Annotated in this window: 19 protein-coding genes; 18 read left to right on the top strand and 1 reads right to left on the bottom strand. The window is 61.5% G+C overall.

Annotation, left to right across the window (positions count from 1 at the left end; all coding sequences use genetic code 11):
* The first annotated feature begins 5 nt into the window (after nucleotides 1-5).
* From fliH to N2A98_RS18535, 17 genes are all read left to right on the top strand, one after another.
* Nucleotides 6-770: a flagellar assembly protein FliH gene (gene fliH / locus N2A98_RS18615; RefSeq protein WP_003192956.1), complete on the top strand. Its 765-nt coding sequence runs from the start codon at nucleotides 6-8 to the stop codon at nucleotides 768-770.
* Nucleotides 760-2118 (top strand): flagellar protein export ATPase FliI, encoded by a 1359-nt coding sequence (gene fliI / locus N2A98_RS18610; RefSeq protein WP_032895945.1) that lies wholly within the window; start codon nucleotides 760-762, stop codon nucleotides 2116-2118. The genes fliH and fliI overlap by 11 nt, the downstream gene beginning before the upstream one ends.
* 3 nt (nucleotides 2119-2121) lie before the next feature.
* Nucleotides 2122-2571: a flagellar export protein FliJ gene (gene fliJ / locus N2A98_RS18605; RefSeq protein ID WP_003192954.1), complete on the top strand. Its 450-nt coding sequence runs from the start codon at nucleotides 2122-2124 to the stop codon at nucleotides 2569-2571.
* A 673-nt stretch (nucleotides 2572-3244) separates the two neighbouring features.
* Nucleotides 3245-3550, top strand: coding sequence for an STAS domain-containing protein (locus tag N2A98_RS18600; protein WP_047711501.1), 306 nt, complete (start codon nucleotides 3245-3247; stop codon nucleotides 3548-3550).
* Nucleotides 3547-5265: a fused response regulator/phosphatase gene (locus N2A98_RS18595; protein WP_032895948.1), complete on the top strand. Its 1719-nt coding sequence runs from the start codon at nucleotides 3547-3549 to the stop codon at nucleotides 5263-5265. The genes N2A98_RS18600 and N2A98_RS18595 overlap by 4 nt, the downstream gene beginning before the upstream one ends.
* 30 nt (nucleotides 5266-5295) lie before the next feature.
* Nucleotides 5296-5652: an Hpt domain-containing protein gene (locus N2A98_RS18590; protein ID WP_003192950.1), complete on the top strand. Its 357-nt coding sequence runs from the start codon at nucleotides 5296-5298 to the stop codon at nucleotides 5650-5652.
* 160 nt (nucleotides 5653-5812) lie between these two features.
* The gene (locus N2A98_RS18585) at nucleotides 5813-7096 is read left to right on the top strand and encodes a flagellar hook-length control protein FliK (RefSeq protein WP_275622484.1); all 1284 of its coding nucleotides are present in this window, start codon (nucleotides 5813-5815) and stop codon (nucleotides 7094-7096) included.
* Between the two features lie 221 nt (nucleotides 7097-7317).
* Nucleotides 7318-7818: a flagellar basal body-associated protein FliL gene (gene fliL, locus N2A98_RS18580; protein ID WP_275622483.1), complete on the top strand. Its 501-nt coding sequence runs from the start codon at nucleotides 7318-7320 to the stop codon at nucleotides 7816-7818.
* 9 nt (nucleotides 7819-7827) lie between these two features.
* A complete protein-coding gene (fliM, locus tag N2A98_RS18575) occupies nucleotides 7828-8796 on the top strand; it encodes a flagellar motor switch protein FliM (protein WP_014719344.1) in 969 nt (322 codons plus the stop codon).
* Nucleotides 8797-8839: 43 nt separating this feature from the next.
* Nucleotides 8840-9307: a flagellar motor switch protein FliN gene (gene fliN / locus N2A98_RS18570; RefSeq protein WP_003192941.1), complete on the top strand. Its 468-nt coding sequence runs from the start codon at nucleotides 8840-8842 to the stop codon at nucleotides 9305-9307.
* 1 nt (nucleotide 9308) lies between these two features.
* Entirely contained in the window at nucleotides 9309-9743 is a 435-nt protein-coding gene (fliO, locus tag N2A98_RS18565; RefSeq protein ID WP_044274977.1) for a flagellar biosynthetic protein FliO, read from the top strand.
* Nucleotides 9743-10486, top strand: a complete 744-nt coding sequence (fliP, locus tag N2A98_RS18560; RefSeq protein WP_275622482.1) for a flagellar type III secretion system pore protein FliP — start codon at nucleotides 9743-9745, stop codon at nucleotides 10484-10486. Before fliO ends, fliP begins: the two co-directional genes overlap by 1 nt.
* A 4-nt stretch (nucleotides 10487-10490) precedes the next feature.
* Nucleotides 10491-10760 (top strand): flagellar biosynthesis protein FliQ, encoded by a 270-nt coding sequence (gene fliQ / locus N2A98_RS18555; protein ID WP_003192936.1) that lies wholly within the window; start codon nucleotides 10491-10493, stop codon nucleotides 10758-10760.
* 4 nt (nucleotides 10761-10764) lie between these two features.
* The gene (gene fliR, locus N2A98_RS18550; protein WP_044274976.1) at nucleotides 10765-11550 is read left to right on the top strand and encodes a flagellar biosynthetic protein FliR; all 786 of its coding nucleotides are present in this window, start codon (nucleotides 10765-10767) and stop codon (nucleotides 11548-11550) included.
* A 3-nt stretch (nucleotides 11551-11553) separates the two neighbouring features.
* Entirely contained in the window at nucleotides 11554-12690 is a 1137-nt protein-coding gene (flhB, locus tag N2A98_RS18545) for a flagellar biosynthesis protein FlhB (protein WP_044274975.1), read from the top strand.
* 749 nt (nucleotides 12691-13439) lie between these two features.
* The gene (locus N2A98_RS18540; protein WP_078466775.1) at nucleotides 13440-13643 is read left to right on the top strand and encodes a cold-shock protein; all 204 of its coding nucleotides are present in this window, start codon (nucleotides 13440-13442) and stop codon (nucleotides 13641-13643) included.
* Between the two features lie 359 nt (nucleotides 13644-14002).
* Nucleotides 14003-14206: a cold-shock protein gene (locus N2A98_RS18535; protein ID WP_044274970.1), complete on the top strand. Its 204-nt coding sequence runs from the start codon at nucleotides 14003-14005 to the stop codon at nucleotides 14204-14206.
* A 42-nt stretch (nucleotides 14207-14248) separates the two neighbouring features.
* On the opposite strand, the gene N2A98_RS18530 is transcribed toward N2A98_RS18535, so the two are convergent.
* Nucleotides 14249-14503, bottom strand: a complete 255-nt coding sequence (locus tag N2A98_RS18530; RefSeq protein ID WP_044274969.1) for a DUF6124 family protein — start codon at nucleotides 14501-14503, stop codon at nucleotides 14249-14251.
* A gap of 427 nt (nucleotides 14504-14930) precedes the next feature.
* Between N2A98_RS18530 and flhA the strand changes: the two genes are divergently transcribed.
* Nucleotides 14931-17045 (top strand): flagellar biosynthesis protein FlhA, encoded by a 2115-nt coding sequence (gene flhA / locus N2A98_RS18525; protein WP_044274967.1) that lies wholly within the window; start codon nucleotides 14931-14933, stop codon nucleotides 17043-17045.
* Nucleotides 17046-17053 lie beyond the last annotated feature (8 nt).

Below are 17053 nucleotides of genomic sequence, written 5' to 3'. Positions count from 1 at the left end.
CTTGCATGTCGAATAAAGATGAGGCGCCCAGCGATCTGATTCGCGCGCGGGATGTCGGCGGTTTCGACATCTGGTCGCTGCCCAGCTTCGACCCCCATGTGCCGGAGCCCGAGCCTGAACCGGTGGAGGAACCACCGGCGGAAATGGAAGAAGTGCCGCTGGATGAAGTCCAGCCACTGACCCTCGAAGAGTTGGAAACCATCCGCCAGGAGGCCTACAACGAAGGCTTTGCCGCGGGGGAAAAAGACGGCTTTCGCAGCACCACCCTCAAGGTTCGCCAGGAAGCCGAGGCGGCGCTGGCCACCAAGCTGGGTAGTCTGGAGCGCCTGATGGGCAACCTGTTCGACCCTATCGCCGAACAGGACTCACAGCTGGAAAAATCCATGGTCGGCCTGGTGCAGCACATCGCGCGCCAAGTGATCCAGCGCGAACTGGTGCTCGACTCCAGCCAGATCGAAGCGGTGATGCGTGAAGCCCTCAAGCTGCTGCCCCTGGGCGTCGGCAATGTGCGGCTGTACATCAACCCCCAGGATTTCGAACAGGTCAAAGCCCTGCGCGAGCGCCATGAAGAAACCTGGCGCATCGTCGAAGACGCTTCGTTGCAGCCCGGCGGTTGCCGCGTCGAGACCGAGCACAGCCGCATCGATGCGACGGTGGAAACCCGCATCAGCCAGATCATGGCCAAGTTGTTCGATCAACTGCATGAACAGGCCCTGCACCCCGCCGAGCCGGACCTGAGCGTTGACCTGGACGCCACCGATGCGCCTTGATCGCACCAGCTTCGCCAAGCGCCTGGGCAGCTACGCCGAGGCCACCGAATTGCCCGGCCAGCCGATCCTCGAAGGGCGCCTGTTGCGCATGGTCGGCCTGACCCTCGAAGCCGAGGGCCTGCGCGCCGCCATGGGCAGCCGCTGTCTGGTGATCAACGACAACAGCTACCACCCGGTGCAAGTCGAAGCCGAGGTGATGGGCTTTTCGGGCAGCAAGATTTTCCTGATGCCGGTCGGCAGCCTCGCCGGCATTGCCCCCGGCGCCCGCGTGGTGCCGCTGGCCGACACTGGCCGCCTGCCCATGGGCATGAGCATGCTGGGCCGCGTACTCGATGGCGCCGGCCGTGCGCTGGACGGCAAGGGCGGCATGAAGGCCGAAGACTGGGTGCCGATGGACGGCCCCACCATCAACCCCCTCAAGCGCAACCCCATCAGCGTGCCGCTCGACGTGGGTATTCGCAGCATCAACGGTTTATTGACGGTCGGTCGCGGCCAGCGCCTGGGCCTGTTCGCCGGTACCGGCGTGGGTAAGTCGGTGTTGCTGGGCATGATGACGCGCTTTACCGAGGCCGACATCATCGTGGTGGGGCTGATCGGCGAGCGGGGCCGTGAAGTGAAGGAGTTCATCGAGCACAGCCTCGGTGAAGAAGGGCTCAAGCGTTCCGTTGTCGTCGCTTCTCCGGCAGACGATGCACCGCTGATGCGCCTGCGCGCGGCGATGTACTGCACGCGCATCGCCGAATATTTTCGCGACAAGGGCAAGAACGTCCTGTTGCTGATGGACTCGCTCACGCGTTTCGCCCAGGCCCAGCGCGAGATCGCCCTGGCCATCGGCGAGCCGCCCGCGACCAAGGGTTACCCGCCATCGGTATTTGCCAAGCTGCCCAAGCTGGTGGAGCGTGCCGGTAATGCCGAAGCGGGCGGCGGCTCGATCACCGCGTTTTACACGGTGTTGTCCGAAGGCGACGACCAACAGGACCCGATTGCCGACTCGGCGCGGGGCGTGCTCGACGGCCACATCGTGCTGTCGCGGCGTTTGGCCGAAGAGGGGCATTACCCGGCCATCGATATCGAAGCGTCCATCAGCCGGGTGATGCCGGCGGTGGTCACGCCCGAGCATATGGCCCGTGCCCAGCAGTTCAAGCAGCTGTGGTCGCGCTACCAGCAAAGCCGTGACCTGATCAGCGTCGGCGCCTATGTGGCCGGTGGCGACCGCGACACCGACCTGGCCATCGCCTTGCAGCCGCAACTGGTGACCTACCTGCGCCAAGGCCTCAACGACAAGATCACCATGGGCGAGAGCCAGTCGCACTTGCAGTCCATCTTCGCCCCGGCGCCGGGCGGCTAAGCCATGGCCAACAGCCGCGCCGCCCGCCTGGCCCCGGTGGTGGACATGGCCGAAAAGGCCGAGAAAGCTGCCGTACAGCGCCTTGGCTACTTCCAGGGCCAGGTGCGTTTGGCCCAAAGCAAGCTCGGCGACCTGGAGCGTTTTCGGGGCGAGTACCAGCAACAGTGGATCGAGCGCGGCAGCCAGGGTGTGTCCGGCCAGTGGCTCATGGGATACCAGGGCTTTCTCAACCAGCTTGAAACCGCCGTAGGCCAACAACGCCAAAGCCTGGCCTGGCACGAGGCCAACCTCGACAAAGCCCGCGAAGCTTGGCAACAGGCGTTTGCCCGGGTCGAGGGGTTGCGCAAACTGGTGCAGCGCTACATCGACGAAGCGCGAGCCATCGAAGACAAGCGCGAGCAAAAACTGCTCGATGAACTCTCCCAACGCCTTCCCCGCCCAGAACAGTTCTAAGTGTGGGCGCTGGCTTGCCTGCGATGGGCATAGGTATCTACACGACTCTGTAGCGCTCAACCGTAACCACGATGCGAAGCGAGCCGCTCTTGATCTTGATCTGCTTTTGATCTTGATCTCAGGCGCCCCGTCAAACCACGCTGGCCGTAATTCGACAGTGATTTGGGGGGTAAACCGGCAGGGATGCCGGTTTAGCCGCCCCGCGCCATGGATGGCGCGTGGCGGCGGCCCCCCAAATCACTGGCGGATTACGGGCACACCGAGCCCAAGCGAGGTGCCGAGTGGTGGGGCAAGAGCCTTTTGCTTACTTTTGGGCTCTTTTCAAAAGTGAGCCGCCGTCAGGGCGGAACCCTAAGTGGCCGTTACCTAAATAACCGATATGTACCCGGTCCAACTGTGTTGACTGCCAGGCCGTCTTCGCAGGCAAGCCAGCTCCCACATTTGGACAGCGGCGCGTCAGGTAGATAGGCGTCGGCTATCCGGTCGTCCCGGGAGCAAGCTCCCTCGCCACAGGGTCAGCGTCGTACCGAAGTTGATTGCGGTGCATCAGTCACTTACAACCCGGCAGACCCACCGCTATCGCAGGCAAGCCACACAGTTGATCCACTGTGTTGCTCAGATGCTCTTCAGCTGCTACACCTTGTGTCTAGTGCAATGACAAGGAAGCAGTCACATGTCAGTCGAGTCAGAAGTATCCCTGGATGGGAAGAAGTTGACGATCGCAATCAAGGGCCGGTTCGATTTCGGCAGCCACCAGACCTTTCGGGAGGCCTACGAGCGTTTCTACAAGGTCCCCGAGATCTATATCGTCGATCTCAAGGAGGCCACCTACATGGACAGTTCAGCCCTCGGCATGCTGCTGTTGCTACGGGATCATGCCGGCGGTGATGACGCCGAGGTCCGCGTGACGAACAGCAACTCCGACGTGCGCAAGATCCTCGCCATCTCCAACTTCGACAAGCTGTTCGACATCAGTTGAGCGCCCTGGCCCCGGTCCTGGAGGCGCTGACCATCCTGATCGCCGAAGACAGCGCCGCCGACCGCCTGTTGCTGGCGAGCATCATCCGTCGCCAGGGCCATCAGGTGCTCACGGTGAGCAATGGCGCCGAAGCGATTGAGGTGTTTGCCCGCGAGCGCCCGCAACTGGTGTTGATGGACGCGCTGATGCCGGTGATGGACGGCTTTGAAGCCGCGCGGCAGATCAAGCAGTTGGCGGGGGAGGCGCTGGTGCCGATCATCTTCCTCACCTCGCTGCGCGAAAGCGAAGCCCTGGCCCAGTGCCTGGACGCCGGCGGCGATGACTTTTTGCCTAAGCCCTATAACCCTTTGATCCTGGCGGCGAAGATCAACGCCATGGACCGCCTGCGCCGCCTACAGGCCACGGTTTTGCAACAGCGTGACCTGATCGCCAAACACCACGAACACCTGATGCATGAACAGCGGGCGGCCAAGGCAGTGTTCGACAAGGTTGCCCATTCGGGTTGTATCAACGCCGCGCCCAACATCCGCTACCTGCAATCGCCTTATGCGTTGTTCAACGGTGACTTGTTGCTGGCGGCCTACACGCCGTCCGGCGATATGCACGTGCTGCTCGGGGATTTCACCGGCCATGGCCTGCCGGCCGCCATCGGTGCCATGCCCCTGGCCGAAGTGTTCTACGGCATGACCGCCAAGGGCTACGGCCTCACGCAGACCCTGCGGGAAATGAACGCCAAGCTCAAGCGCATCCTGCCCGTGGACATGTTCTGCTGCGCCACCTTGCTGTGCCTGAGCGCCCAGCGGCGGGCGGTGGAGGTGTGGAACGGCGGCATGCCCGAAGGCTATGTGCATGAAGTCGCCACCGGCAGGCGCACGCCGTTGATGTCGCGGCACCTGCCCTTGGGGGTGTTGTCGGCAGAGGCGTTCGATGACAGCACCGAAGTCTGGCCCATGGCGTTGGGCGACCGGGTGTTTTTGCTCTCCGACGGCGTGCTGGACACCGCTGACGCCAACGATCAACTGTTCGGCGCCGAGCGCTTGCAGCAGGTGTTCGCCGCCAACCGCGAGCCTGACCGCCTGTTCGAGGACATCGAGCAGGCGCTGGCGGCCTTTCGCGGCCAGGCGCGCGATGACGTCAGCATGGTCGAGATCACCTTGCAGGCGGGCCAACCCTTGCGGGCGGCCGAACCGATGTATGCCGACAGCGGCCAGTCGTGCCCACTGGATTGGTCGGTGAGTTTCGAATTTCGCGCCCAGACCCTCAGAACCTACAACCCGTTGCCGTACCTGCTGCAACTGCTATTGGAGATCCACGGCCTGCGTGAGCAGAGCGGGGCGCTTTACAGCGTGATGGCCGAGTTGTATTCCAACGCGCTGGAGCATGGCGTGCTGGGCCTGGACTCACGGCTCAAGCGCGATGCCCAGGGGTTTGCGCAGTATTATCATCAGCGCCATGAGCGGCTGGCGCAGTTGGACAGCGGTTACGTGCGCGTGCATGTGCAGGTGGTACCCACCGACAAGGGCGGTAAACTGACCTTGCGTCTGGAAGACAGCGGGCAGGGTTTTGATGTGGAGCAGGAGCTGGCACGCCCCGTGGATATCGACCGTCTGTCTGGTCGGGGCTTGAGCCTGGTGCGTCAACTGAGCAGCGCTGTAGGCTGGTCCGATGGCGGGCGCAGTGTCTGCGTGGAGTTTTGTTGGGAGGCTCTGGCATAATCCGCCGATTCTTGATCAAGGAGCGAGCAAGTGGCTGAGATTCATTTGGACCCCGACGTGTTGTCAGACTTGCAGGAAGTGATGGAGAGCGAGTACCCGACGTTGCTCGACACCTTTATCGAAGACTCGCAAGAGCGCGTCGCAGCACTGCGCAAGGCTGGGGGCGACGCCAAAACGTTGGGACGGATTGCCCACAGTTTCAAAGGCAGCAGCGGCAATCTAGGGGCGGTGCGTTTGGCCCAATTGTGTGAGTTGCTGGAGGCCGAGGCCGTCGAGGCGGCCTCGGATCTAGGCGCGCTGGTTGATCAGATTGATCATGAGTTTGCGCTGGTCAAGCCACTGTATGAATGTAGGAGCGAGCTTGCTCGCGAAAAACGTCAACGATAACGCGTGCTTCCTGGATGAATGCGGCGCCTGTGAGTTTTTTGCGAGCAAGCTCGCTCCTACATTGAATCGGATATGTCCAGGCATTTTGTAAACCTGGCCCGACTCTTGCTCTACCTCCACAGACTGCATCCCCGACCCCATGCAGTGGAGACCCTTACTTATGCCAGTCGCCCCTAATTCGCTCCTTCAGGCTGCCACCGCAGCCAAGCCTCAAGCGCCGGCCGCCACGCCTGCGGTAGCGCCTGCGGCCCCGCGGGAAAAGGGCCCTGGCTTCGCTCAAGTGTTTGCCAAGCAAGCTGCCAAGCCGCAGGCCAAGAGCGACGACGCGCCAGCCAAACCCGTGCGCGACAAAGCGGCTGACGCCAGCGATAAACCTGCCGCCAGCGCGCCAGCGGTTGCCGATAGCGGCAATCCCTTGCCTGCCAAGCCGGCCAAGAGCGACGACAGCGCAGACAGTGAAGGCGAGCCACCGGCCGACCCGTCCCTGGCGCAGCAACCGGTGGCCGATCCGGCGCTGGTCGCCGCCGTGACGCCGGTGGCGGTCCCTGTGCCCGTACAAGCGTCTGCCGTCGCTGCCGAAGATGACCAGGCCCTGCCGCTCATTACCGTGACCGAGGAGCCCAAGCAGCCGGCCTTCGACCCCGAGGCCGACCCGCTGGATTCGATGCCGGCCGTGCGCCTGGCGATGGAGCAGGGCGGTCACGTCTCGGCCAGCAGCCAGGCGCCGCAGAAAGCCGCGCCCACCACTCAGGACCAACCGACCGCCGCGCAGAACTTTGCCGCTGGCCTGGCCAGCATGGTTGACCAGCAAGCCACCAAGGACAGCACCGACCAAGGGGGTGACAAGGCCTTCGGTGCGCTGATCGATGACGGCCTCAAGGACCTCAAGAACGCCAGCAGCGACACCCGTGTGGATGACTTCGCCAACCGCCTGGCCGCGCTGACCCAGGCGGCCACGCCGAAAACCGCGAATGCCTTGCCGCCCGTCACCAATGCGCCCCTGGCCATGCACCAGAGCGGCTGGACCGAAGAGGTGGTCAACCGCGTGATGTACCTGTCCAGCGCCAACCTCAAGTCGGCCGAGATTCAGTTGCAGCCCGCTGAGCTGGGGCGCCTGGACATCAAGGTCAACATGACGGCGGACCAGCAGGCCCAAGTCAACTTCATGAGCGGCCATGCGGTGGTGCGTGAAGCGCTGGAGAGCCAGTCTGGCCGTTTGCGCGAAATGTTTGCCCAGCAGGGCATGGGGCAGGTGGATGTGAATGTCTCCGACCAATCGCGGGGGCAGGACCAGCAGCAACAGCAGAGCCAGGCGCGGGGCATCAGTGGCAGCGGCAGGCGTGCTGACAGCGGCGACGCCGGTGGCCCTGTGGACGTGGCCGAAGTGGCAGCGCCCGTGAGCCAGAGCGTGATCGGCTCCAGCGCCGTCGACTACTACGCCTGACTTGAGGCCTGTACAGGTCTGAATGTGGGAGCGGGCTTGCTCGCGAATGCAGAGTGTCAGTCAGTATCTGTGTGACTGATACACCGCATTCGCGAGCAAGCCCGCTCCCACATTTGTTTTGTGGTGTTCGCTCTTCCCTCATTACCAGCCAACTCTGGCATAACACTTGCTCTTGCCTTGCCATAGATCTACGAATCCCCGAATAGTGACGGATTATTGGCATGGCGAAGAGCGACGACGCAGCAACTCCCCCCGCAGGCAAAGGCAAGCTCAAGCTGATCCTGTTGATTGTGCTGGGCCTGCTCCTGGCCATCGGCGCCTCGGTGGGCGGCACCTGGTACATCATGCACAGCAGTGCGAGCAAACCGGCGCCCGCCGCCGAAGCTGCCGCCAACGTCAAGCAACCGGCAATCTTCGAGCAGATGCTTCCGGCCTTTGTCGCCAACTACAACCAGAATGGTCGTCAACGCTACTTGCAGGTGAGCATCACCTTGCTGGCGCGCAACCAGGCGGACCTCGATGCCCTCAAGGTGCATATGCCGGTGATCCGCAACAACCTGGTGATGCTGTTCTCCGGGCAGAGCTTCGACAGCCTGGCCACGCCCGTCGGCCAGGAAATGCTGCGCCAGAAGGTCACTGCCAGCGTGCAGGAAGTGGCCCAGAAAGAACTCGGCAAAGTCGTGGTCGAGCAGGCGCTCTTCACTAACTTCGTATTGCAGTAGGATCACGACATGGCCGTGCAAGACCTGCTGTCCCAGGATGAAATCGATGCGCTGTTGCATGGCGTGGACGATGGTCTGGTACAGACCGAAATGGCTGCCGAACCCGGCAGCGTCAAAAGTTATGACCTGACCAGCCAGGATCGCATCGTGCGGGGACGCATGCCGACCCTGGAGATGATCAACGAACGCTTTGCCCGCTACACCCGCATCAGCATGTTCAACATGCTGCGCCGCTCGGCGGACGTGGCCGTGGGCGGTGTGCAGGTGATGAAGTTCGGTGAATACGTGCACTCGCTGTACGTGCCCACCAGCCTCAACCTGGTCAAGATCAAGCCATTGCGCGGCACCGCGCTGTTCATCCTCGACGCCAAACTGGTGTTCAAGCTGGTGGACAACTTCTTCGGTGGCGACGGCCGTCACGCCAAGATCGAAGGGCGTGAATTCACCCCTACCGAACTGCGCGTGGTACGCATGGTGCTGGAGCAGGCCTTTATCGACTTGAAGGAAGCCTGGCAGGCGATCATGGAAGTCAATTTCGAGTACATCAACTCGGAAGTGAACCCGGCCATGGCCAACATCGTCGGCCCCAGCGAAGCCATTGTGGTGTCGACCTTCCACATCGAACTCGATGGCGGCGGCGGCGACCTGCACGTGACCATGCCGTACTCGATGATCGAACCGGTGCGCGAAATGCTCGACGCCGGCTTCCAGTCCGACCTCGACGACCAGGACGAACGCTGGGTCAAGGCCCTGCGCGAAGACCTGCTGGACGTCGACGTGCCGCTGAGCGCCACCGTGGCCCGCCGCCAGTTACGCCTGCGGGATATTTTGCACATGGCGCCTGGGGACATCATCCCCGTCGACTTGCCCGAAGAGTTGATCATGCGCGCCAACGGCGTGCCGTCATTCAAGGTCAAGCTCGGTTCCCACAAGGGCAACCTGGCGCTGCAAGTGGTTGAGCCGATCAACCGCCGCTGATTCAACCCTAATTCATGATTGTTTGCTGCGCCGAGGACATGTAATGGCTACCGAACACGAAAACACTTCCGCCGAAGACCAGGCCCTGGCTGACGAGTGGGCTGCGGCCCTGGAAGAAACCGGCGATGTAGGCCAGGACGACATCGACGCGCTGCTGGCCGCCGACGCCGCCACCGCGCCGGCCGGCAACCGCCTGGCCATGGAAGAATTCGGCAGCGTGCCGAAGAACAACGACCCGGTGAGCCTCGACGGCCCGAACCTGGATGTGATCCTCGACATCCCGGTGTCGATTTCCATGGAAGTGGGAAGCACCGAAATCAACATCCGCAACCTGTTGCAGCTCAACCAGGGTTCGGTGATCGAGCTGGACCGCCTGGCCGGCGAACCGTTGGACGTGCTGGTCAACGGCACCCTGATTGCCCATGGTGAGGTGGTGGTGGTCAACGAGAAGTTCGGCATCCGCCTGACCGACGTGATCAGCCCGAGCGAACGCATCAAGAAGTTGCGCTGAGATGAAGTACGCGATGGCGGGACTGTTGCTGGCGCTGCCATTGAGCGCCCTGGCGGCGGAGCCGGTGGCGCAGGCAGTCACCGCACCTGCGGTCGGCAGCGTCGGCGGGCAGTTGACGCAACTGGTGCTTGGCCTGTTGCTGGTGATCGGCCTGATCTTCGTGCTGGCCTGGCTGATGCGCCGCGTGCAGCGCATCGGCCCGGGCAACGGCCAGGTGATCGAGCTGGTGGGCTCGCGCGCCCTCGGCCCACGTGATCGGCTGGTGCTGGTGCAGGTGGGCGAGGAGCAGATCCTGCTCGGCATCACCCCTGGCCGCATCACCCCGCTGCATGTACTCAAGACCCCGGTGGATGCGGTCAAGACCGAAGCCGCCACGCCAGAATTCGCCCAGCGCCTGATGGAGTTGCTGGGCAAGGATCAGAAGGATAAGAAGTAATGCGCGTTTTGTTGACGCTCATGCTGTTGCTGGTCGCACCGATGGCCCTGGGCGCCGACCCGTTGTCGATCCCGGCGATCACCCTGGGCACCAACGCGGCGGGCGCGCAGGAATATTCGGTCAGCCTGCAGATCCTGCTGATCATGACGGCGCTGAGTTTTATCCCGGCGTTCGTCATGCTGATGACCAGCTTTACGCGGATCATCATCGTCTTCTCGATCCTGCGCCAGGCCCTGGGCCTGCAGCAGACGCCGTCGAACCAGATCCTCACCGGCATGGCGTTGTTTTTGACGCTGTTCATCATGGCGCCGGTGTTCGACAAGGTGAACCAGCAAGCCCTGCAACCTTATCTGGCGGAAAAGCTCACGGCCCAGGATGCGATCGACAAGGCCCAGGGCCCGATCAAGGACTTCATGCTGTCGCAAACTCGCTCCAGCGACCTTGAGCTGTTCATGCGCCTGTCCAAGCGCACCGACATCGCCACCCCGGACCAGGCACCGCTGACCATCCTGGTGCCGGCGTTTGTCACTTCTGAATTGAAGACCGCGTTCCAGATCGGCTTCATGATCTTCATCCCGTTCCTGATCATCGACCTGGTGGTGGCGAGCGTGCTGATGGCCATGGGTATGATGATGCTGTCGCCTTTGATCATCTCGTTGCCGTTCAAGATCATGCTGTTTGTGCTGGTGGACGGCTGGGCGCTGATTATCGGCACCCTGGCCGGCAGTTTCGGAGGGGTATAGCGCCATGACCCCAGAAGTCGCCGTCGACCTGTTCCGTGAAGCGCTGTGGCTGACCACCCTGATGGTCGCCGTGCTGGTGGTGCCGAGCCTGTTGGTCGGCCTGCTGGTGGCGATGTTCCAGGCCGCCACCCAGATCAACGAACAGACCTTGAGCTTCCTGCCGCGCCTGCTGGTAATGCTGGTGACCCTGATTGTCGCCGGCCCGTGGCTGGTGCAAACCTTCATGGAATACATCCTGCAGTTGTACGGCAGTATTCCGCAGTTGATCGGCTGAGCCGATGCCATCCTTGCTGGCCTTGACCGACACCCAGATCAGTACCTGGGTGGCCTCGTTCATCCTGCCGCTGTTTCGCGTCACGGCCATGCTGATGGCCATGCCGGTGTTCGGCACCACCCTGGTACCGCGTCGCGTGCGCCTGTATTTCGCGGTGGCGATCACCGTGGTGATCGTGCCTGGCCTGCCGCCGATGCCGCCGGTGAACGCCCTCGACCTGAGCGCCTTGCTGCTGATCGCCGAACAGATTCTGATCGGCGCCATGCTGGGGTTTTCCCTCACGTTGTTCTTCCAGGCGTTTGTGATCGCCGGGCAAATCATCTCGATCCAGATGGGCATGGGCTTTGCGTCCATGGTCGACCCCACCAACGGGGTGTCGGCGGCGGTGATCGGGCAGTTTCTGACCATGCTGGTGACCTTGCTGTTTCTGGCCATGAACGGTCACCTGGTGGCGTTCGAAGTGCTGACTGAAAGCTTCACCACCTTGCCGGTGGGCTCGGGGTTGGTGGTCAACCATTTCTGGGAGCTGGTGGGGCGCCTCGGTTGGGTGTTGGGCGCCGCCCTGTTGCTGGTGCTGCCGGCGATCACGGCGCTGCTGGTGGTCAATATCGCGTTTGGCGTGATGACCCGTGCGGCGCCGCAACTGAACATCTTCTCGATTGGTTTCCCCTTGACCCTGGTGCTGGGCATGGGGATTTTCTGGGTCGGCCTGGCTGACATTCTCAATCAGTATCAACCGCTGGCGAGCGAAGCCTTGCAGTTCTTACGTGATCTGGCACGGGCGCGCTGAGCCATGGCCGAGAGCGAGAGTGGTCAGGACAAAACAGAAGACCCCACGGAGAAACGTAAAAAGGACTCCAGGGAAAAGGGCGAGATCGCCCGCTCCAAAGAGCTCAACACCTTCGCCACCATGATCGCCGGCGCAGGTGCCTTGCTGATCTACGGCGGTGGCCTGGCGCTGGACCTGCTGGAGATGATGAAGCACAACTTCAGCCTGCCGCGCGAAGTGTTGCTCAACCCCGATGCCATGGCCCAGTACCTGCTGCACTCGGGCAAAATCGCGCTGCTGGCGGTGCAGCCGATCCTGATCACCTTGTTGCTCGCCGCGCTGATCGGCCCGGTGGCCCTCGGCGGCTGGCTGTTTGCCGCGGGCAGCATGGCGCCCAAGTTCAGCCGTATGAACCCGGGTGCAGGGCTCAAGCGCATGTTTTCGGTCAAGGCCCTGGTGGAATTGCTCAAGGCCCTGGCCAAGTTTTTCTTGATTCTGTTCGTGGCCTTGGCGGTGTTGTCGTCCGACATCGACGATTTGCTGCGCATCGCTCATGAGCCGCTGGAGTCCGCGATCATCCACAGCGTGCAGGTGGTGGGCTGGAGCGCGCTGTGGATGGCGGCCGGGCTGATCCTGATCGCCGCTGTGGATGCGCCGATTCAACTGTGGGAAAGCCACAAGAAACTGCTGATGACCAAGCAGGAAGTGCGCGACGAGCACAAGGACCAGGAAGGCCGCCCCGAGGTCAAGCAACGCATCCGCCAACTGCAGCGGGAAATGTCTCAGCGCAAGATGATGGCCTCGGTGCCCGACGCCGACGTGATCATCACCAACCCGACCCACTACGCCGTGGCCCTCAAGTACGACCCCGAGAAGGGCGGCGCGCCGATGCTGCTGGCCAAGGGCAGCGATTTTACCGCGTTGAAAATCCGCGAAATCGCGGTGGCCAACGACATTCTGTTATTGGAGTCGCCGGCATTGGCGCGCTCGATTTTCTACTCCACCGACCTGGACCAGGAAATTCCGGCCGGCTTGTACCTGGCTGTTGCCCAGGTGTTGGCCTACGTTTACCAGATCCGCCAATACCGCGCGGGCAAGGGCAAGCGGCCTGATCCGCTCAAAGACCTGCCGATCCCGCCGGACCTGCGCCGCGATTCCTAGTAGGAGCGAGCTTGCTCGCGAAAAACTCACCGTCGCCGCGTTCATCCTGATTCCCCGCGTTATCTTTACCACCTTCGCGAGCAAGCTCGCTCCTACAACCTGTCAACTTTGACAGTAGCCAATACGCCGCCTTCACTGTTTGATACAGCGATGAGACGTGCAGCCCTGCACGACTCGGGAGGCGGTGATGGATAGGGGTACGGTCAGGTGGTTTGATGCGGTCAAAGGCATCGGCTTTATTGCCCGGGATCGTGACGGCAACCCGGTTGCCGTCCAATCGGCAGGCACGCAATGCAGTGACTTGCCACCCAATCCTCCCAAGCTGCGAAAACCCCGCAAACGCAAGAAATCATCGGATGCATGAATCGCTTGCTGTTCCACCGCTACCACCCATCGGCAGCTCGCGTCTACCTGTCAACTCTGACAGTAGCCAAAGCACGTTCCCCGTTGTTTTATGACTGAACCAGACACTGCACGTATGTAGTTAGCGAAAGGCAGGGAGAGCGGATTGAGCGAGGTCAAAGGGACTGTCAATCCTACGACTGGATCAGGGGCGATTGGCTGGTCGAATTGGATGAGGGGACAGAAGAGGTATTTATCAATCGCAAGGATTGGCGTTGGATGGCGCTGTCGGTGGGGATGCAACTGAGCTTTCAAATGGTCCATCGGCCCAAGGGCATCTATGCGGTGCCCGTCAGGGGGCATGATCGAGGTGGATTGGGTTCTGAGGAAGGGTAAGGAGAGCGGCAATGGCAACGGGTACGGTGAAGTGGTTTAGCACGGAGAAGGGGTTTGGTTTTATTACCCCGGAGGATGGAGGGGCGGAAGTGTTCGCCCATTACTCGGCAATTGCGTCGAGTGGGTTTCGATCTTTGGAAGAGAACCAAAAAGTAGAGTATGACCTCACACAAGGTCCAAAAGGCCCACAAGCTGAGAATATACGGCCAGTTTAAAAACTGAATCACATGTGGGAGCTGGCTTGCCCGCATTATCCGCTGCTTGCGTTTGATCGTTCCCAGGCTCCCGCGTGGGAAGGCATCGCGTGACCCTTGCGCAGAGCTCAAGTTGTACGCCTGGCTCGAGACGCGGAGCGTCCCAGGCGGCATTCCAACGCGGGGCGTGGGAACGATCGAGGGGGCCGCGTTATTGAAGAGGTATTTATCAATCGCAAGGATTGGCGCAAGACGGCGCTGGCGGTGGGGAGGCGTCTGAGGTTTCAAATGGTCCATCGGCCCAAGGGCATCTATGCGTTGCCCGTCAGGGTGCATCAGCGGGGTGGATTGGGTTCTGAGTAAGGGTAAGGAGAGCGGCAATGGCAACGGGTACTGTGGAGTGGTTTAACGAGGCGAAGGGGTTTGGTTTTATTAAGCCCGACGATGGAAGTGAGCACATTTTTGCCCATTTTTCGGAAATTCAATCGGACGGGTTCAAAAGCCTGAATGAAGGTCAGAAAGTAGAATACGAAGTTAAGTCAGGGACAAAGGGCCCGCAGGCCGTGAATATACGTGCTGTTTGATCGTTCCCACGCTCCCGTGTGGGAACGATCGAGGAGACTGCGTTATCCGCTGCTTGCGGTGTCCAGCATTCCGCCGTCACCGTGCAGGCGATCAGTCAATAACTGCGCCAGTTCGATCAACTGCGCAACGCCGAGCGACTCCTCTCGTTTCGAACCTTCCAGGTCAAAGGCCAGGTCACAGCTCAAGGCATTGGCCGAAGCGAGCGTTTCGCTGAGGTTGACCAGCAGGTCTTCGCTGCTGATGCCGTCGGCTACGGTAAACAGCCAGGTGGGGGAATTTGGGGCGGGTTTGATCACTGTGAAGCTCCTTTTACAGAAAGGGAGAGGGTGCTTTTGCTCCTAGGTAATCCGGGTCGCGACGCCCGACCGCTGCATTGCAGCGGTGTACGGAGACTAGGGAGCGAGTTTCCTAGAGGCAACCCCAAACCCATGTCGGAAATTTCCTCATCAGTACCGGGTACACACAAATCCAACTGTGGGAGCGGGCTTGCTCGCGAAAGCGGTGGGTCAGTCGGCTTATGTGCCACTGACACTCCGCATTCGCGAGCAAGCCCGCTCCCACCGTTTGAAGTGATTTACACCCGTTGGCCTGGCGGGTTTGTGGGGTTCTGCGGGCCCAAAACCAAAGTTGGAAGGCTTCTTGCAACCCCGCCTCCAAGTCGCCCTCCAGCGTCAAAACTTTGCTTCAAGGACCCGAGGAATACCGGTGGTAGATCGCTCTCAAATGCTCAACACGGCCCGTGGCACCCTGACTGACCTGTCGCGGGGCAATCTGGGTGTGCCGTTGTTGTTGCTGGTGATGCTGGCAATGATGATGTTGCCGATGCCGCCGTTCCTGCTCGATGTGTTCTTTACCTTCAACATTGCCCTGTCCGTCGTAGTCCTGCTGGTGTGCGTGTACGCCCTGCGGCCGCTGGATTTTGCGGTATTCCCGACGATTCTGCTGGTGGCAACCCTGTTGCGCCTGGCATTGAACGTGGCCTCCACGCGGGTGGTGATGCTCCACGGCCAGGACGGCCACGCCGCCGCCGGTAAGGTGATCCAGGCGTTCGGTGAGGTGGTGATCGGCGGTAACTACGTGGTCGGTATCGTGGTGTTCGCGATCCTGATGATCATCAACTTCGTGGTGGTGACCAAGGGCGCCGGGCGGATTTCCGAGGTGAGCGCGCGTTTTACCCTCGACGCCATGCCCGGCAAGCAGATGGCCATCGACGCCGATCTCAACGCCGGCCTGATCGACCAGGGCCAGGCCAAGGCCCGCCGGGCCGAAGTTGCCCAGGAAGCTGAGTTCTACGGTTCCATGGACGGTGCCAGCAAGTTTGTGCGCGGTGACGCCATCGCCGGCCTGTTGATTCTGTTCATCAACCTGATCGGCGGCGTGGCCGTCGGTATGTTCCAGCACGGCATGACATTCGGCGATGCTGGCAAGGTGTACGCCTTGCTGACCATCGGTGACGGTTTAGTGGCGCAATTGCCATCACTGTTGTTATCCACAGCGGCGGCCATCATGGTCACCCGTGCTTCGGGCTCCGAAGACATGGGCAAGCAGATCAGCCGGCAGATGTTCGCTTCGCCCAAGGCCCTTGCCGTGGCGGCGGGCATCATGGCAATCATGGGTATCGTGCCGGGCATGCCGCACTTCTCGTTCCTGAGCATGGCGGCCCTGGCGGGTGGCGCGGCGTACCTGTTCTGGAAGAAGCAGAACCAGGTCAAGGTCCAGGCCGAGCAGGAGATCGCCCGTCAACAGGATCTGCTGCCATCCCCGGCCCGTGCCCAGGAAACCAAGGAGCTGGGCTGGGACGACGTCACGCCCATCGACATGATCGGCCTGGAAGTCGGCTACCGCCTGATCCCGCTGGTGGACCGCAACCAGGGTGGGCAACTGCTGGCGCGGATCAAGGGCGTGCGCAAGAAGCTGTCCCAGGACCTGGGCTTTTTGATGCCCACCGTGCATATTCGCGACAACCTCGACCTGGCCCCCAGCGCCTATCGCCTGACGCTGATGGGGGTGATTTTGGCCGAAGCCGAGATCTACCCGGACCGCGAACTGGCGATCAACCCAGGACAGGTGTTCGGTACGCTCAACGGCATAACCGCCAAAGATCCGGCTTTCGGCCTGGAAGCGGTGTGGATCGAAGTGAGCCAGCGCAGCCAGGCGCAGTCCCTGGGTTACACCGTAGTGGATGCCAGCACCGTGGTCGCCACGCACCTCAACCAGATTCTCTACAAGCACTCCCACGAGCTGATCGGCCACGAGGAAGTCCAGCAATTGATGGGCTTGCTGGCCAAATCGTCGCCAAAACTGGCCGAAGAACTGGTGCCGGGCGTGCTGTCGCTGTCGCAGTTGCTCAAGGTGTTGCAAGCGCTGTTGGCCGAACAGGTGCCTGTGCGCGACATTCGCAGCATTGCCGAGGCCATCGCCAACAATGCCGCCAAGAGTCAAGATACTGCCGCTCTGGTGGCGGCGGTGCGTGTCGGCGTGTCCCGCGCAATCGTGCAAAGCATTGTAGGCACTGAGTCCGAGCTGCCTGTGATCACCCTGGAACCCAGGTTGGAACAAATATTGCTCAATAGTATTCAGAAGGCAGGGCAAGGCCAGGAAGAGGGCGTTTTACTGGAGCCAAGCATGGCTGAAAAGCTGCAGCGTTCGTTGATCGACGCCGCACAGCGCCAGGAAATGCAAGGCAACCCGGTGATCCTGCTGGTGGCCGGCCCGGTTCGCGCGATGTTGTCGCGGTTTGGACGCCTGGCTGTACCGAATTTGCACGTGTTGGCTTACCAGGAAATTCCTGACAATAAGCAAGTGACTATCGTCGCGACAGTTGGGCCCAATGGCTGAGGTAGTGG

It is taken from the genome of Pseudomonas sp. FJ2-5-13 (genome assembly GCF_029201605.1).
GTDB classification, from domain to species: Bacteria; Pseudomonadota; Gammaproteobacteria; order Pseudomonadales; family Pseudomonadaceae; genus Aquipseudomonas; species Aquipseudomonas lactis.
Note: the sequence above shows the minus strand (reverse complement) of the source record. Positions and strands in the feature narration are given on the sequence as shown.

What these genes read in the sequence shown, in the direction of transcription:
- fliN (WP_003192941.1), top strand. Translation starts at nt 8,840, where the DNA reads ATGGCTACCGAACACGAAAACACTTCCGCCGAAGACCAGGCCCTGGCT.
- N2A98_RS18535 (WP_044274970.1), top strand. Translation starts at nt 14,003, where the DNA reads ATGGCAACGGGTACTGTGGAGTGGTTTAACGAGGCGAAGGGGTTTGGT.
- fliQ (WP_003192936.1), top strand. Translation starts at nt 10,491, where the DNA reads ATGACCCCAGAAGTCGCCGTCGACCTGTTCCGTGAAGCGCTGTGGCTG.
- fliL (WP_275622483.1), top strand. Translation starts at nt 7,318, where the DNA reads ATGGCGAAGAGCGACGACGCAGCAACTCCCCCCGCAGGCAAAGGCAAG.
- N2A98_RS18540 (WP_078466775.1), top strand. Translation starts at nt 13,440, where the DNA reads ATGGCAACGGGTACGGTGAAGTGGTTTAGCACGGAGAAGGGGTTTGGT.
- fliH (WP_003192956.1), top strand. Translation starts at nt 6, where the DNA reads ATGTCGAATAAAGATGAGGCGCCCAGCGATCTGATTCGCGCGCGGGAT.
- fliM (WP_014719344.1), top strand. Translation starts at nt 7,828, where the DNA reads ATGGCCGTGCAAGACCTGCTGTCCCAGGATGAAATCGATGCGCTGTTG.
- flhB (WP_044274975.1), top strand. Translation starts at nt 11,554, where the DNA reads ATGGCCGAGAGCGAGAGTGGTCAGGACAAAACAGAAGACCCCACGGAG.
- fliJ (WP_003192954.1), top strand. Translation starts at nt 2,122, where the DNA reads ATGGCCAACAGCCGCGCCGCCCGCCTGGCCCCGGTGGTGGACATGGCC.
- fliI (WP_032895945.1), top strand. Translation starts at nt 760, where the DNA reads ATGCGCCTTGATCGCACCAGCTTCGCCAAGCGCCTGGGCAGCTACGCC.
- fliP (WP_275622482.1), top strand. Translation starts at nt 9,743, where the DNA reads ATGCGCGTTTTGTTGACGCTCATGCTGTTGCTGGTCGCACCGATGGCC.
- fliR (WP_044274976.1), top strand. Translation starts at nt 10,765, where the DNA reads ATGCCATCCTTGCTGGCCTTGACCGACACCCAGATCAGTACCTGGGTG.
- flhA (WP_044274967.1), top strand. Translation starts at nt 14,931, where the DNA reads ATGCTCAACACGGCCCGTGGCACCCTGACTGACCTGTCGCGGGGCAAT.
- N2A98_RS18585 (WP_275622484.1), top strand. Translation starts at nt 5,813, where the DNA reads ATGCCAGTCGCCCCTAATTCGCTCCTTCAGGCTGCCACCGCAGCCAAG.
- fliO (WP_044274977.1), top strand. Translation starts at nt 9,309, where the DNA reads ATGAAGTACGCGATGGCGGGACTGTTGCTGGCGCTGCCATTGAGCGCC.
- N2A98_RS18600 (WP_047711501.1), top strand. Translation starts at nt 3,245, where the DNA reads ATGTCAGTCGAGTCAGAAGTATCCCTGGATGGGAAGAAGTTGACGATC.